The sequence below is a fragment of the Atlantibacter sp. genome (genome assembly GCF_032062175.1).
Classification (GTDB): Bacteria; Pseudomonadota; Gammaproteobacteria; order Enterobacterales; family Enterobacteriaceae; genus Atlantibacter.
The window spans coordinates 34821-50454 of the sequence record NZ_DAMBQK010000030.1 but is presented as its reverse complement, the minus strand read 5'-3'; the positions used below and the strand labels follow the sequence as shown (position 1 = coordinate 50454).

The window sequence follows — 15634 nt, the reverse complement described above, 5'->3', positions numbered from 1 at the left end:
GGACTTCGGCAATGTCAGCCATGCCCATCGGGGCGCCCGGGTGACCGGATTTGGCGCGTTGCACCGCGTCGATACTGAGAAAACGAATGGCATTCGCCAGGGTTTTTCTGGAAGGCATAAAGAACTCCGTTGCTAAATCTTGAGAAAAAAATCGGCCCCGCGCCCGGCCACGATGGCAAGGCCCCGGTAATGGCTGAGCGTGGCGCGTGTGTCGATGTTGTGTGCCACCGACTGCGCAGTGAGCACATCGATCACGGCGCAGCCCGCGTCCCGGGCCGACACCAGGCCCGCGTAAGAATCTTCAAAAGCGATGCAGTCGGACGCAGGCAATTTCAGTTTTTGCGCGCCCAGTAAAAAGGGTTCGGGATGGGGTTTGCCGTGCCGGATATCCTCGCTGGTGACCAGCGCGGTGGGAAACGGCAGCCCGGCATGGCGAATGCGGGCAGAAGCCACTTTCAGCGAGCCCGAGGTGACAATTCCCCAGGGCACTGCCTGCGCATTGAGCTGGTTAAGAAAGTCCACCGCTCCGGTAACGGGGGTCATTCCCACCGCATGGCGGGCTTCGTAGGCTTCCAGCATCAGGAATTCATCGTGTACCGCCGCGTCGCTGGCGTCGGGCATAAAATGGCGTAGCGTGCTGACCGCCGGTTTACCGTGCAGATAATCACAAACCGCCTGCGCATCCAGCCCGTGGTTATTGGCCCATGTGCGCCAGGATTGTTCGACAAAATCCAGCGAGTTAACCAGGGTTCCGTCTAAATCAAATAGCAATCCGCGAAACTGCATAATGTTCACCACCAGGATACAAAAATAGCGTTATTTATTTTGTATCCCAGGCGTGGCCGGATAATAAATATCAATAAAGCAGCATTAATAGTAATTTCGTCATCCAGCGCCATAGCAAAACAATTACATGATAGCGATCACAAATTAATGGCGCGGCGCGTTTTTTCAAGCAAAGGTCACTTTTTTTCTATTCAAACAATCACGAGAACGATAAAGGATATAAACATGAAATGCAGGACAGCCTGCCTGCTCAATAAAATTAACTCGCCTTCGATTAAAGATTTTGGGAGTGGTTATGTCAGAGATAATAACGTATCAGTGTGAACTCAGGGATGGCATTCACGCCCGGCCAGCAGGACATATCGAGCGCCTGTGTAATTCTTTTCAGGCCAACGTGCGCTGGAAAAATAATCGTACCGGGCTGGAAGGCAGCGCAAAAAGCGCGCTTTCGATTGTCGCCACCGATACGTTATTAAATGATGTGTGCGAAATAACCGTTGATGGCGAAGATGCACGTGAGGCGGTCATTCAGCTCACGGCATTATTCAAAAAACTGCCCGCTTTTGAAGCTGCGCCAGAGCCAGAAACCGGCGCGCCCACCGGCTACCTGCCGCGCTCTCTGCGGGAAACAACGCTGAGTTTTATTCAGGGTACACGCATCAGCGGCGGCGTAGCCATCGCCAAACCGGTGGCGATCCACAGCCTGACATTTGAAGAGTTACTGGCACGCAACCCAGGAAAAATCACGGATGCTGCGCAAGAAAAAATTGCCGTTATTGATGGGCTGGAAGTGCTGAAGGGTGAAAAGCAGACGGCGCTGGAATTAAAACAGGGCGTTGAGCACGATATTATCCAGGCGCATCTTTCCATCATTACCGATGCGGCGTATCAAAGCGCAATTATCGGATATATTGAAAAACAGCATAATGCCTGGTCAGCTATTATTCTGGCAGCGATGGATTTCTGCACCGTGCTCAACCGCTCCTCCAGTAAATATATTAAAGAGCGCACGCTTGATGTGCTGGATATTACCAGCCAACTGTTATCCACAATTTATGGTGTGGAGGCGTTAGCGCAGAATAACCTCGACCTGAATGGGCCGTCGATAATTCTGGCCGACAGCCTGACGCCGAGTCAATTCCTCGGTATTAATAAACAGTGGCTGGCGGGCATGGTGCTCTCCTCCACCGGGAAAACCTCCCATACGGCGATCCTCGCCCGTTCTCTGGGCATCCCCACCCTGACGGATATCGATTTTTTAAACCTGGCGCTGGATCCGCAGCAGGAGATGATTATCGACGGCAATCCGGGAATTTTAATCACCGCCCCGGATGAGCAGGTGCTGCGCTATTACCGCAATGAAATCGCAGTGCAGGAAAACATGCGCCAGCAAATGTTGGCTAATGTGAATGAACCCGCCGCCACCTGTGACGGGCACCGCGTTGAGATTGCCGCCAATATCGCCAGCCTGGCGGAAGCCGAAGCGGCGTTTCGCAACGGTGCGGAAGGCATCGGGCTGTTCCGCACCGAGATGTCGTTTATGGACCGGGAAACGCCGCCGGATTATCAGGAGCTGGCGGAGCTGTATACCCGCGTCATGGAATGCGCCGACGGCAAACCGGTTATCTTCCGCACCTTTGATATCGGCGGCGACAAGCCGGTTGACTATCTGAGTATCGGTGAAGAAGAGAACCCGTTTTTGGGCTTTCGCGCGGTGCGTACCTATCCGCACTATCGCGATCTGTTTGCCATGCAGTTAAAAGCGATTCTGACCGCATCCGCCGCCGGGAATGCCAAAATCATGATTCCGATGATTGCTAACGCGGATGAAGTGATCTGGTGTCGCGGGGTGCTGGAAAGCGTTAAACAGGCGATGCGCGCTGATGGGATCGCCTTTGACGACGCTATCGCGCTCGGCGTAATGCTGGAGGTTCCGTCGGTGCTCTTCGCCGTCCCGGAAATCGCCGAACACGCTGACTTTTTCAGCGTCGGCAGCAACGACCTGACCCAGTACTTCTTTGCCGCCGACCGGGGGAATTCTCAGGTTGCGGCGGTGTACGACAACTACGCGCCATCATTTTTACGCGCGATGCGTTTTGCCGCCGATGAGGTGCACCGCGCCGGAAAATGGATCGGTATCTGCGGCGAACTGGGTGCCAGCAAAGACTTTCTGCCGCTGTTTACCGGCATGGGCTTTGACGAACTCAGCATGAGCGGCACCGCTATCCCCGGCGTGAAACATGTGCTGCGGGAACTGGACTTTACCCAATGCCAGCAACTGGCCCAGGACGCGGTGGCGCTGAAAACCTCAGCCCAGGTGAAAGCCGCGCTGCAAACGCCTGACGTGAAGCAGGCAGGCAAGAAACCGATCCTGGCCCCGGAGTTTATTCTCTACGGTCTCGACGCCAGCGATAAAAACGAGGTGATTAAGCGGATGACCGATAATCTCTGGCTACATCACCGGACCGATAATCGCGATCGGCTGTGTGACGATATCTGGGCCAGGGAAGATTCATTTTCTACCGCCGTGGGATATGGCTTCGCCATCCCGCATACCAAATCCGACCATATTGATTATTCCACCATCAGTATGGCGACGCTCGCCAAACCTATTACCTGGGGTGACCAGCAGGTGGAGACGGTATTTATGCTGACGGTGAGTAAATCCGCCGATCCCAATGCGCATATGAAATATTTCTCCACCCTGGCCAGGAAGTTAATGAAAGAGGATTTCCGCAATGAAATAAAAAATGCCGAAAACGTCACGGTACTCTACAACCTGATGACTCAAACATTAAATGTTTAAAAAACGATTATCAGCCAAATAAAATTCAGGAGTTAATTATGAAAATTGTCGGCGTTGCAGCCTGCATTACCGGTGTTGCCCATACGTATATGGCGCAGGAAGCTATCGAGCAGGAATGCAAAAAGCGTGGCTATGAAGTCAAAGTTGAAACCCAGGGCGGTATGGGGATTGAAAACGAATTAAGCGAGGACGAGATCGCTGAAGCCGATGTGGTTATTCTGGCGGTTGCGATTGGTATCGAAGGCGTGGAGCGCTTTGAAGAAATGGAAGACGCCGGTCGGGTGATTTCGTTAAATCCGGCTGAAGTGATCCGCGATCCGGCGGCGATTATTAATAAAGCAGAACAGCTTGCACAATAATTACCGGGAATAAACCGCGTTTATTTCCTGCAAAAAATCGTGCAGCACAACGTTCAATAGATTTCTGTGAACCCGTTATTTTCGCATTCAGGCGCGAGGCCTGCGTACGGCCTCGCCTGCGCGAAAATAACCGGGAACCGAGGAATAAATCATGTCGAATAATATGAAAGCCATAAAAGACGAATTAGTGAAGGCATTCAGTACCGGCGTCTCTTATATGATGCCGGTGGTGGTGGTTGGCGGGATCTGTTTATCGCTGTCACTGGTGGGCGGTGAAGCCGTGCCGGGTAAAGGGATTGTCGTCACCAATCCGTTCTTACTGAATCTCGGCGCCATCGGTAGTGCGGGTTTAGCGATGATGATCCCGGTGCTCGCCGCCTATATCGCCTACTCCATTGCCGGTAAACCGGGCCTGACGCCGGGTCTGATTACCGGGTTTATGGCCAGCACCCCGCTGGGCGACGATCGCGTAGTGACCGGGTTCCTCGGCACCATGCTGCTCGGTATCCTGAGCGGTTATGTCGCCAAATGGATCAAAACCTGGAAAGTCGGCAAATCGCTGATGCCGGTGATGCCGATCCTGATTATCCCTATCGTCTCTACCTGCCTGGTCGGCATGCTGTATTTATACGTGCTGATTGGCCCAATCGGCGTGGCCATGAAATGGCTGGTGGCGATGCTCTCCAATATGCAGGGCGGCAGCGGGCTGGTGCTGGGGCTGATCCTTGGCGCGATGGCGGCCTTTGATATGGGTGGCCCGGTGAATAAAACCGCCACCGCGTTTACCCTGGCGTTAATGGCTGAAGGAATTTATGGCCCGAACGGCGCATACCGTATCGCCTGTGCTATTCCGCCGCTGGGTATTGCGCTCTCTACGTATATTTCGCACCGCAAATGGGCGGAAGACGAAAAAAGAATGGGCTCCTCCGCCGCCTTTATGGGTTTTATCGGCATAACCGAAGGCGCGATCCCGTTTGCCGTTAAGAACCTTAAAACCGTTCTCCCTTCAATCATCATCGGCAGCGCTGTGGGTGCCGGTCTGGCGATGCTGCACGGCGTGGAATGCATGGTTCCCCACGGCGGGCTCATTGTGCTGGCGGGCGTGAATAAAGCCCCAATGTGGTACGTCATCGATATGGCTATCGGCGTAATTGTCACGGCGATTTGCCTGCACGTGCTGCGTCCAAATGTTAACGATGCGGTGAAAAAAGAGGCCGTTAAAAAGCCTGTCACTTCAGATATCAAAAACGTCTAAGGAGTTATCATGAAAAATACAATGAAGCAGTACGTGGATTATATTGTGAAGGGGGGTAAATCCACGATGTTAGGCATTGGCCCGATGTCGCCTGCGCTTATTCAGGCCTGTTTTGAATTAGGCAAAGAAAAAGACCTGCCGCTGATGTTTATTGCCAGCCGCAACCAGGTGGACGCCGACGAATTCGGCGCGGGTTACGTCAATAATTGGGATCAGTTCCGTTTTGCCGCCGATTTGAAAGCCATGGCGGAAAAAGTCGGCTTCGACGGCGATTATTTCCTGTGCCGCGACCACGGCGGCCCGTGGCAGCGTGATAAAGAGCGTAAAGACCACATTCCGGAAGCGCAGGCGATGGAACTGGCGCGCCGCTCTTACCAGGTGGATATGGATGCCGGATTCGACCTGTTGCACATCGACCCGACCAAAGACCCGTACGTTGTCGGCAAAGTGATTGATATCGAACTGGTACTGAGCCGCACCGTCGAGCTGATCCGCTTCTGCGAAGAATACCGTAAGGCCAACAACCTGAAAGAGTTCTTCTATGAGGTGGGTACGGAAGAAACCAACGGCGGCCTGACCGATGTCAGCGCCTACGAAGGGTTTATCGTTGAGCTGAACAAACGCCTGGCTGCCGAAGGCCTGCCGCAGCCGCTGTTTATCGTCGGTCAGACCGGTACCCTGACCCGCCTGACCAAAAACGTCGGCCATTTTAACGACACGCAGTCTGCGGAACTCTCTGCTATCAGTACCCGCCACGGCGTGGGCCTGAAAGAACATAACGGCGATTACCTGCCGGATGAAATTCTGCTGAAGCACCCGGGCCTGGGCATTACCGCCATGAACGTCGCCCCGGCTTACGGCACCATCGAAACCCGCGCCTATCTCAAGCTGGCGGAAGTGGAAAAAGATCTGGCGGCAAAAGGCTTTATTAAATCGGCGTCTAATTTAAAAACCGTTTTAACCCGCGAGTGCGTGCTCAGCCACAAATGGGAAAAATGGATGACCGACGAACATAAAAATAAAACGGAAGAACAAATCTTTAGTGAGCCGGAATTGCTGAAAGAAATCCTCGAACTCAGCGGCCATTATAATTATGAAAAACCCGATGTGGTAAAAGAGATGCAAACGATGTTTGCCAACCTCAAATCCTTCGGTATCGAACCAGAGCGTTATGTGGTCAATAAAATTAAAGACATGATTCAGAATGAAGCCGAGTGCTTTAATATGCCGGGGCTAACCTCGCGGGTGGCTCAGGCGAAATAAACGTATTGTTTTAAAATAAGGAGCGGGCCCCTCCTTATTTATAAATGTGATTAACAGGAACCATTATGAATCAGCTTGAGCAATTAAAGCAGCGGACGGTTATTGTTGCTGACAGCGGGGATATCGATAGCATTACCCGTTATCAACCGCAGGACGCCACGACCAATCCGTCGCTGATCTATAAAGCGGCGCAGCTTCCGCAATATCAAAAGCTGGTGGAAGATGCGGTGGCAACGGTGAAATCACGCGCCAGCGGCAGCGATGTTCCACCCTCCGCTATTGCCGATTATCTGGCAGTCAGCATCGGGGCGCTGATTTTAAAAAGCATCCCCGGGCGCATCTCAACCGAGGTAGACGCCCGCCTCTCTTATGATACCGAGGCCAGCATTAACAAAGCGCGCCAGCTTATCGCGTTATATGAAGAAAAAGGCGTCGGCAAAGATCGCGTGTTGATCAAACTGGCCGCCACCTGGCAGGGCATCCGCGCCGCCGGGGTGCTGGAAAAAGAGGGCATTCACTGTAACCTGACGCTGCTGTTCTCTTTCGCCCAGGCCCGAGCCTGCGCCGATGCCGGGGTGTTTTTGATTTCGCCGTTTGTTGGCCGCATCTACGACTGGTACAAGAAAAACCAGCCGGACACGGTGTTTACCCCGGATAACGATCCCGGCGTAGAGTCAGTACGCAATATCTATCAGTTTTATAAACAGCACGGCTACCAGACGGTAGTGATGGGTGCCAGCTTCCGTACCCCGGAGCAAGTGCTGGCGCTCAATGGATGCGATCGGTTGACCGTGTCACCGTCATTGCTGGCGAAGCTAGGGGAAAGCGACGCGGCTGTACCTGCCCCGCTGGCTTATCACGGCGAGATTCAGCCGAAACCGGCAGCAATGAGCGAAGCGGAGTTTTTCTGGCAGCATAATCAGGATGCAATGGCGGTTGAAAAACTCGCTGAAGGTATCCGGTTATTTGCTGCCGATCAGAATAGCCTTGAGGCGTTGCTGAAACAGGTTTTGTAATAGCCAACGCTCCGGCATGAACAGTCATTATGCCGGAGCGTCTGGTAATAAATTGTGCAAAATAAAATCCAGAATTTCCTCAGATACCCACATCTGAGAATATATCTTCTTTTTATCTGTCATCTCAGCGATAAAATAAACACCCACCCGCCTGTTTTTCCGATGCTCATTATTTAATCCAGTCTGCGGTCTTCTGCTTATAATAATGCTTCCTGTAGCCGTACATCGTGTAACAAAAATAAATCTGCTGCTTTGAATATTCTCTACTACGCTTATAGCTGGCCACGACGCTGTAGAATAAATAACCAATAAGGAATGCCAACATTGAAGGTTTAATCGTAATCGATTGATTTGCAAATAATAATTAATATGGGCACGTGTTGTAGCAGGAAAAGAATATGAGAGTAAAACTGACTGCCGGAAAAATGGCAAAATTTCATCTTACGCTGGCGCTGGTATGGGCAGCATTAACGATACCCACACTGATATGGTGGAAAGACAGTATTCTCTGGGTTTCACTGATGAGTATTTATGCCATTGTGATTGGTCATTTGGCAGCCTATAGCGCAGCGCATGCTGAAAAAGCAGCCAGCAAAGCGCTGAATGAAAGCGGTGAAGCGAATAAAAGGATCGACCAGCAAAATACCGAAATGTCGGGTTAAGCGCAAATAAGCGGGTTGGCTATTTAACAAACTACCGCGTTATTATTAGGCCGCCATGATGTGTGACAGAGGATATCCCGGCCGTATCCGTGGCCGGGGTCAGGTTTCAACACTGCTATTTCTTCGGCCACAAATCCTTGCGCTTATAAGGTTCAATCTCCCCTTCTTTACGCGTTTTCAGCAGCTTCAAAATCCAGGTGTACTGCTCGGGATGCGGGCGAACAAAAATTTCCACTTCCTCGTTCATGCGTCGTGCGATGGTACGATCGTCCGCATCGTTTAAATCATCCATCGGCGGGCGGATATACACGTCGAGACAGTGGGTTTTGGCGTTATAGACCGGGAACAGCGGCACCACGCGCGCGCGGCACACTTTCATCATGCGCCCGATGGCGGGCAACGTCGCTTTATACGTCGCGAAGAAATCGACAAATTCGCTGTGCTCCGCGCCGTGGTCCTGGTCGGGCAGATAATAACCCCAGTATCCTTTACGGATGGAAGTAATAAAGGGCTTGATGCCGTCATTACGGGCATGGATACGGCTACCGTCAAAACGACGGCGCGCGCGGTTCCAGAAGTAATCGATCAGTTGGTTTTTCTGATTGTGGAACATGGCTGACATCTTCTGCCCCTGGGAGGCCAGCAGCATGGCCGGAATATCAACTCCCCAGCCATGCGGCACCAGGAAAATCACGTTTTCATTGTTTTCGCGAAACGTCTCAAGGATTTCCGCACCGTGCCAGTTGACGCGCGACAGCACTTTTTTAGGATCGCGTAACGCCAGTTCGGCCATCATCACCATCGCCTGCGGCGCGGTTTCAAACATCCCATTGACGATGGCTTCACGTTTTTCTTCAGAATATTCAGGGAAGCAATAAAGCAGATTGATGCGTGCGCGACGGCGAGCGCTTTTGCCAAAACGCCCACCAATACGGCCCAGCTTCGCCAGTAAGGGATCGCGAATCGACGGCGGTGTTAGCGCCATCGCGGAAATCGCGGCGACACCCAGCCATGCACCCCAATAGCGGGGAAGCAAAAATTCGTTCTTAAACTCGGGGATAAATTCGTTAACAGATTTTTTTTCCATGCCCTTTTCCGTCTGGCGCCCAACAGAATGGGCAAAATAATCCGTTATTTTAGCGTCTGATGGCGCGTGAGACAAAAGAAAAGCCGACGCCCGTAAGGGATGTCGGCTTTGTCTTAAACGGCGGGATTAATCAAAACGCAGCTGAGGCACCACTTCTTTGACCTGCGCGAGGTAATCCGAACGGTCTTTACCGGTCAGGCCCTCAGAGCGCGGCAGTTTAGCCGTCAACGGGTTCACCGCCTGCTGGTTGATCCACATTTCAAAATGCAGATGCGGACCGGTGGAACGGCCAGTATTGCCCGACAGCGCGATACGATCGCCGCGTTTCACTTTCTGGCCCGGTTTCACCAGCAGCTTTTTGAGGTGCATATAGCGCGTGGTGTAAGTACGACCATGACGCACGGCAACGTAATACCCTGCCGCGCCGCTGCGTTTAGCCACCACGACTTCGCCGTCACCGACTGCCAGTACTGGCGTACCCTGCGGCATCGCAAAGTCGACGCCTTTATGCGGCGCAACGCGGCCGGTAACCGGGTTGAGGCGGCGCGGATTGAAGTTTGAAGAAACGCGGAACTGTTTCACCGTCGGGAAACGCATAAAGCCTTTCGCCAGCCCGGAGCCGTTGCGGTCGTAGAACTTACCGTCTTCCGCGCGCACCGCGTAGTAATCTTTACCGCTGGAGCGCAAACGCACGCCTAATAGCTGGCTCTGCTCGCGTTTGCCGTCGAGCATTTCGCGCGACATCAGCACTGAGAACTCGTCGCCTTTTTTCAGCTTGCGGAAGTCCATCTGCCACTGCATGGCTTTGATCACGGCGCTGATTTCGCTGCTGGTTAAACCGGCGTCTTTGGCGCTGGCGACAAAGCTGCCGCCCACGGTGCCTTTCAGCACATTGTTGACCCAGTCACCTTCGGCGATTTCGCTGCTCATTTTGAACCCGCCGTCGACGCGGTCGTAAGTGCGGGTTTCACGGCGCGACATTTCCCAGGTCAGGCGTTGCAGTTCGCCTTCCGGGGTTAAGGTCCAGGAAATTTGCTGACCGATTTTCAAATTACGCAGGTCTTTATCGACGTTCGCCAGGGTGCTGATATCACCCATTTCAATGCCGTACTGGTTCAGTACGCTGCTGAGCGTATCGCCAGTCGACACCACATATTCGTGTACGCCGGTTTCGCCTGCGGTTTTGTCATCCAGCTCATCTTGCGGGATGGCGTCGTCTTCTTCCGGTGCGGCCTGATCGATAGGCTCACTCGCTTCCGGCAATAATGAACGCACTTCGCTTTTTTCAAGCTCAATGGTTTTAACAATCGGGGCGGCTTCGGGGTGATAGATGTACGGTCGCCAGACGGCGACCGCAAGTGTAAGAAAAGTTAGTGACCCCAACATCACGCGATGGGGGCGTGGCAAGTTGTTAAATGCCAGGGCGACAGAGCGGGCTATCTGTTGCACGTATTCACTTCCTCGTTAATCTCCTTTCAGGCAGCTCGCATACTGGTTTGCCAATTGGGCCAGGAAGCCGCTATAGCTATCCTTGCCCAATTTCACATCGGTTCCCAACGGGTCGAGTGTTCCCATACGAACAGACGTCCCCCTGGCAACGGCTTCGATTACCGCTGGCCTGAATTGTGGCTCAGCAAAAACGCAGGTCGCTTTTTGCTCAACCAACTGTGTTCTGATTTCATGTAAACGCTGCGCACCAGGCTGGATTTCAGGGTTAACGGTAAAGTGACCGAGGGGCGTAAGACCGTAGTGTTTTTCATAGTAGCCGTAGGCGTCATGAAAAACGAAATACCCCTTCCCTTTCAACGGTGCCAGCTCATCGCGAACCTGCTTATCGGTTTGGGCTAATTGTGCCTCAAAGTGCTGCAGATTGGCGTCTAGTTTGGCCTTACTTTGCGGCATAAGTTCCACTAATTTTCCATGGATTGCAACCGCTGAAGCCCGCGCGATCTCAGGTGAGAGCCAGATATGCATGTTGTATTCACCGTGATGGTGATCGTGGTCACTGTTTTCAGCACCGTGATCGTGCCCGTGCGCCTCATCGTGGTCGTGATCTTCACCCTTCATGAGCAGCGGTTTCACGTCAGATAATTCAGCCATAGTGACCTTTTTCTGCTCAGGAAACTGGCTAACCTGTTTTTGCATGAAGGCTTCCATATCGGGGCCAACCCAGACCACTAAGTCCGCGTTTTGTAAGCGTTTTACATCGGACGGGCGCAGTGCGTAATCGTGTTCGGATGCGCCATCAGGAAGTAATACTTCTGTATCAGTTACGCCATCGGCGATAGCTGAGGCAATAAATCCGAGGGGTTTAAGCGAAGCGACCACCGCCGCCTGCGCATTTGCCACAACTCCACCCCATACGGCCGCAGAAAGTGCAGCGCAAAGAAACGTTTTTTTATGTAACATTATTTAACTATCCGTCGTTTATCGGCTCGGGAATGTGATATTATAACATTCGATAACTTCTGCAACGCTTAATTTCTCATGACGAATTTAGTAACACTGGAAAATATCTCCGTCTCGTTTGGGCAGCGCCGCGTGCTGTCTGACGTGTCGCTCGGCCTGAAGCCGGGCCGCATCCTGACGCTGCTCGGCCCGAATGGCGCAGGAAAATCCACGCTGGTACGCGTGGTGCTGGGGCTGGTAGCACCTGACGAAGGCGTCATCAAGCGCGACCGTAACCTGCGCATCGGCTATGTGCCGCAAAAGCTGCACCTTGATGCCACCCTGCCGCTGACGGTAAGCCGCTTTATGCGGCTGCGCCCCGGCGCGCGTAAGCAGGATATTCTACCGGCGCTGAAACGCGTACAGGCCGGGCACCTGATCGACGCGCCGATGCAAAAACTGTCCGGTGGCGAAAACCAGCGTGTCCTGCTGGCGCGCGCGCTGCTCAATCAGCCGCAACTGCTGGTGCTGGATGAACCCACCCAGGGCGTGGACGTTAACGGCCAGGTTGCGCTGTACGATTTAATCGACAAACTGCGCTGCGAACTGGACTGCGCGGTGCTGATGGTCTCCCACGATTTACATCTGGTGATGGCGAAAACCGACGATGTGTTGTGCCTGAATCACCATATCTGCTGCTCCGGCACGCCGGAAGTGGTGTCGATGCACCCGGAGTTTATTTCGATGTTCGGCCCGCGCGGCGCGGAACAACTGGGCATCTATCGCCACCACCATAATCATCGCCACGACCTCCAGGGTCGGATTGTCCTGCGTCGGGGAAACGGTCACTCATGATTGAATTATTATTGCCCGGCTGGTTTGCCGGGATGCTGCTGGCGTGCGCCGCTGGCCCGCTCGGCTCGTTTGTGGTCTGGCGTCGTATGTCTTATTTCGGCGATACCCTCGCCCACGCCTCGCTGTTAGGCGTCGCTTTTGGCCTGCTATTGAACGTCAATCCGTTTTACGCCGTGATTGCCGTAACGCTGCTGCTGGCGGTGGGTCTGGTGATTCTGGAAAAACGTCCGCACCTGGCGATCGATACGTTGCTCGGGATTATGGCCCACAGCGCCCTGTCGCTGGGCCTGGTGGTGGTCAGCCTGATGTCCAATATCCGCGTGGATTTGATGGCCTATCTGTTTGGCGATCTGCTGTCAGTGACTCCGGCGGATATCCTGTCTATCGCTATCGGCGTGGCGATTGTGATTGCGGTGCTGGCGTGGCAGTGGCGTAGCCTGCTGGCGATGACCATCAGCCCGGATCTGGCTTTTGTCGATGGCGTTAAGCTCCAGCGCGTAAAAATGCTGCTCATGCTGGTGACAGCGTTAACGATTGGCGTGGCGATGAAGTTTGTCGGCGCGCTGATTATTACGTCGCTGCTGATTATTCCGGCGGCTACAGCGCGGCGTTTTGCCCGTACCCCGGAGCAGATGGCGGGTATTGCCGTGGTTATCGGCATGATCGCCGTAACTGGCGGGCTGACCTTCTCGGCGTTTTACGACACGCCCGCAGGCCCGTCGGTGGTGTTAGCAGCGGCGCTAATGTTTATTCTCACCATGATGAAGAAAAGCGCGGCGTAATAAAAAGGGCGGAGATTTCCGCCCTTTTTACTTACCTCACGGCATCGCCGGAGGGGTGATCCCGAAATGCTGCCAGGCGCGCACCGTCGCCATACGGCCTCGCGGTGTGCGCTGTAAAAAGCCCTGCTGGATCAGGAACGGCTCCAGCACGTCCTCAATGGTTTCACGCTCTTCGCCGATGGCTGCCGCCAGGTTATCCAGCCCCACCGGCCCGCCGAAAAACTTATCGATAATCGCCAGCAGCAGCTTGCGGTCCATATAGTCAAAGCCTTCGGCATCAACGTTAAGCATATCCAGCGCCTGGGATGCCACATCCTGGGAAATGACCCCGTTGTGACGCACTTCAGCAAAATCCCGCACCCGGCGCAACAGACGGTTGGCGATACGCGGCGTACCGCGCGCGCGTTTAGCCACTTCCAGCGCGCCTTCAGTACTCATATCGAGTCCCATATGCTGAGCGCTGCGATTGACGATGTGCTGCAAATCCGCCACCTGATAAAACTCCAGGCGCTGAACAATGCCAAAACGGTCGCGCAGCGGCGAGGTCAACGACCCGGCGCGCGTGGTCGCGCCAATCAGGGTAAAGGGCGGCAGATCGATTTTGATTGAGCGCGCCGCGGGACCTTCGCCAATCATGATATCCAGCTGGTAATCTTCCATTGCCGGATACAGCACCTCTTCCACTACTGGCGACAGGCGATGGATCTCGTCAATAAACAGCACGTCGTGCGGTTCGAGGTTGGTCAACATGGCGGCGAGATCGCCCGCCCTTTCCAGCACCGGCCCGGAGGTGGTACGCAGATTCACGCCCAGCTCATTGGCGACGATACCGGCCAGGGTGGTTTTACCTAACCCCGGCGGGCCAAAAATCAGCAGATGGTCCAGCGCATCGCCGCGCAGCCTGGCCGCCTGGATGAAGATCTCCATCTGCGAACGTACCTGCGGCTGGCCGATATACTCTTCCAGCAGCTTCGGGCGGATGGCCCGGTCTATGATCTCTTCCTGGGTTATGTTCGCAGCGGAAACCAGGCGGTCTGCTTCTATCATCCGTTACCTCACAATGCCGCGCGTAATGCTTCGCGGATAAGGGTTTCGCTGTCCGCATCAGGACGCGCCAGTTTGCTTACCATACGGCTCGCTTCCTGCGGTTTATAACCCAACGCCACCAGCGCGGCAACGGCTTCGGCTTCGGCGTCATCTTTCGCCGGGCTGGCAGGCGACGTGAGCACCAGATCGGCAGCCGGGGTAAACAGGTCGCCATGCAGGCCTTTAAAGCGATCTTTCATTTCCACCACCAGACGCTCGGCGGTTTTCTTGCCGATACCCGGCAGTTTCACCAGCGCGGCGGGCTCTTCACGTTCGACGGCATTCACAAACTGCTGTGCCGACATGCCGGAGAGGATTGCCAGCGCCAGTTTCGGGCCAACGCCGTTCACCTTGATTAATTCGCGGAACAGCGTGCGCTCCTGCTTATTATTAAAGCCGAACAGCAGCTGCGCGTCTTCACGCACCACAAAATGGGTGAAGACAACCGCTTCCTGGCCCGTTTCCGGGAGCTCATAAAAGCAGGTCATCGGCATATGCACTTCATAACCGACACCGCCCGCCTCCAGTAACACCAGCGGGGGTTGTTTTTCCAGAACGATGCCTCTGAGTCTGCCTATCACAATACGCTCCTGCGGTTAGCGGCTAACAATGTTTCCTGAGATTCACGCGAGGGGCGCGTGAGGAAGATAAGGCTATCATATAAAAAAGGCTGGATAGATATCCAGCCTGATTTATCTTAACCGCCCTCTTGCCAGATTAAGCCGCGACTCGCTCATCTGGGTCGCGTTCTGGCTGATGTGGCAATGGGTGATGGCGATGGCCAGCGCATCCGCCGCATCCGCCTGCGGGTTAGCAGGCAGTTTCAGCAGGGTGCGCACCATATGCTGCACCTGGCTTTTCTCGGCGCTACCGATGCCGACTACCGTCTGTTTAACCTGACGGGCCGCGTATTCAAAGACCGGCAAATCGTGGTTAACCGCCGCGACAATCGCCACGCCGCGCGCCTGGCCGAGCTTCAGCGCTGAGTCGGCGTTTTTCGCCATAAAGACCTGCTCGATAGCGAAATAGTCCGGCTGGAACTGGGTGATGATTTCGCATACCCCCGCGTAGATAAGTTTCAGACGCGAGGGTAAATCGTCCACTTTGGTGCGGATGCAGCCGCTGCCTAAATAGCTTAGCTGCCTGCCGACCTGGCGGATCACCCCATAGCCGGTAACGCGTGACCCCGGATCAATCCCGAGAATAATCGCCATCACGCGCCTCCGGTTATAAACATTTGATACTCTAAATATCTCAGTTCGCAGGACAAAGCCCGTAGGGGTTTGAAC

The 15634-nt window shown here is 54.0% G+C and carries 16 protein-coding genes; 8 read left to right on the top strand and 8 right to left on the bottom strand.

The window, feature by feature from the left end; genetic code table 11:
• Both RT120_RS19920 and RT120_RS19915 read right to left on the bottom strand, forming a co-directional pair.
• A partial coding sequence (locus RT120_RS19920; protein ID WP_312985368.1) for a hypothetical protein occupies positions 1-118 on the bottom strand: 118 nt, incomplete at its 3' end.
• A 14-nt stretch (positions 119-132) separates the two neighbouring features.
• Positions 133-786 carry an HAD-IA family hydrolase gene (locus tag RT120_RS19915; RefSeq protein ID WP_312985364.1) on the bottom strand — a complete coding sequence of 218 codons (654 nt, stop codon included), beginning with the start codon at positions 784-786 and terminating at the stop codon, positions 133-135.
• 295 nt (positions 787-1081) lie between these two features.
• Here RT120_RS19915 and ptsP point away from each other — a divergent pair, with 295 nt between their 5' ends.
• The 6 genes from ptsP to RT120_RS19885 all read left to right on the top strand — a co-directional run bounded on the left by ptsP (position 1082) and on the right by RT120_RS19885 (position 8147).
• A complete protein-coding gene (gene ptsP / locus RT120_RS19910) occupies positions 1082-3592 on the top strand; it encodes a phosphoenolpyruvate--protein phosphotransferase (RefSeq protein ID WP_312985362.1) in 2511 nt (836 codons plus the stop codon).
• Between the two features lie 38 nt (positions 3593-3630).
• Positions 3631-3951, top strand: a complete 321-nt coding sequence (locus tag RT120_RS19905; RefSeq protein WP_312985361.1) for a fructose PTS transporter subunit IIB — start codon at positions 3631-3633, stop codon at positions 3949-3951.
• Between the two features lie 151 nt (positions 3952-4102).
• Positions 4103-5206: a PTS fructose transporter subunit IIC gene (locus RT120_RS19900; protein ID WP_312985360.1), complete on the top strand. Its 1104-nt coding sequence runs from the start codon at positions 4103-4105 to the stop codon at positions 5204-5206.
• Positions 5207-5215: 9 nt separating this feature from the next.
• Positions 5216-6469 (top strand): class II D-tagatose-bisphosphate aldolase non-catalytic subunit, encoded by a 1254-nt coding sequence (locus RT120_RS19895; RefSeq protein ID WP_312985358.1) that lies wholly within the window; start codon positions 5216-5218, stop codon positions 6467-6469.
• Positions 6470-6534: 65 nt separating this feature from the next.
• Positions 6535-7485: a transaldolase gene (tal, locus tag RT120_RS19890; RefSeq protein ID WP_312985356.1), complete on the top strand. Its 951-nt coding sequence runs from the start codon at positions 6535-6537 to the stop codon at positions 7483-7485.
• A gap of 398 nt (positions 7486-7883) precedes the next feature.
• Positions 7884-8147 (top strand): monooxygenase, encoded by a 264-nt coding sequence (locus RT120_RS19885; RefSeq protein ID WP_312985354.1) that lies wholly within the window; start codon positions 7884-7886, stop codon positions 8145-8147.
• A 115-nt stretch (positions 8148-8262) separates the two neighbouring features.
• On the opposite strand, the gene lpxM is transcribed toward RT120_RS19885, so the two are convergent.
• The 3 genes from lpxM to znuA all read right to left on the bottom strand — a co-directional run bounded on the left by lpxM (position 8263) and on the right by znuA (position 11643).
• Positions 8263-9234: a lauroyl-Kdo(2)-lipid IV(A) myristoyltransferase gene (gene lpxM, locus RT120_RS19880; RefSeq protein WP_312985352.1), complete on the bottom strand. Its 972-nt coding sequence runs from the start codon at positions 9232-9234 to the stop codon at positions 8263-8265.
• A 126-nt stretch (positions 9235-9360) separates the two neighbouring features.
• Complete coding sequence (mepM, locus tag RT120_RS19875; RefSeq protein ID WP_312985350.1) at positions 9361-10683, bottom strand: murein DD-endopeptidase MepM; 1323 nt, start codon at positions 10681-10683, stop codon at positions 9361-9363.
• A gap of 15 nt (positions 10684-10698) precedes the next feature.
• Entirely contained in the window at positions 10699-11643 is a 945-nt protein-coding gene (gene znuA / locus RT120_RS19870) for a zinc ABC transporter substrate-binding protein ZnuA (protein WP_312985348.1), read from the bottom strand.
• A gap of 78 nt (positions 11644-11721) precedes the next feature.
• Between znuA and znuC the strand changes: the two genes are divergently transcribed.
• Both znuC and znuB read left to right on the top strand, forming a co-directional pair.
• On the top strand, positions 11722-12477 hold the full coding sequence (znuC, locus tag RT120_RS19865) for a zinc ABC transporter ATP-binding protein ZnuC (RefSeq protein ID WP_312985346.1): 756 nt from the start codon (positions 11722-11724) through the stop codon (positions 12475-12477).
• Positions 12474-13259: a zinc ABC transporter permease subunit ZnuB gene (znuB, locus tag RT120_RS19860; protein ID WP_312985344.1), complete on the top strand. Its 786-nt coding sequence runs from the start codon at positions 12474-12476 to the stop codon at positions 13257-13259. The genes znuC and znuB overlap by 4 nt, the downstream gene beginning before the upstream one ends.
• 36 nt (positions 13260-13295) lie before the next feature.
• Here znuB and ruvB read toward each other — a convergent pair whose 3' ends face one another.
• From ruvB to ruvC, 3 genes are all read right to left on the bottom strand, one after another.
• Positions 13296-14306: a Holliday junction branch migration DNA helicase RuvB gene (gene ruvB / locus RT120_RS19855; RefSeq protein WP_312985342.1), complete on the bottom strand. Its 1011-nt coding sequence runs from the start codon at positions 14304-14306 to the stop codon at positions 13296-13298.
• An 8-nt stretch (positions 14307-14314) separates the two neighbouring features.
• Complete coding sequence (ruvA, locus tag RT120_RS19850) at positions 14315-14926, bottom strand: Holliday junction branch migration protein RuvA (RefSeq protein WP_125291908.1); 612 nt, start codon at positions 14924-14926, stop codon at positions 14315-14317.
• Between the two features lie 111 nt (positions 14927-15037).
• On the bottom strand, positions 15038-15559 hold the full coding sequence (ruvC, locus tag RT120_RS19845; RefSeq protein WP_312985340.1) for a crossover junction endodeoxyribonuclease RuvC: 522 nt from the start codon (positions 15557-15559) through the stop codon (positions 15038-15040).
• Positions 15560-15634 lie beyond the last annotated feature (75 nt).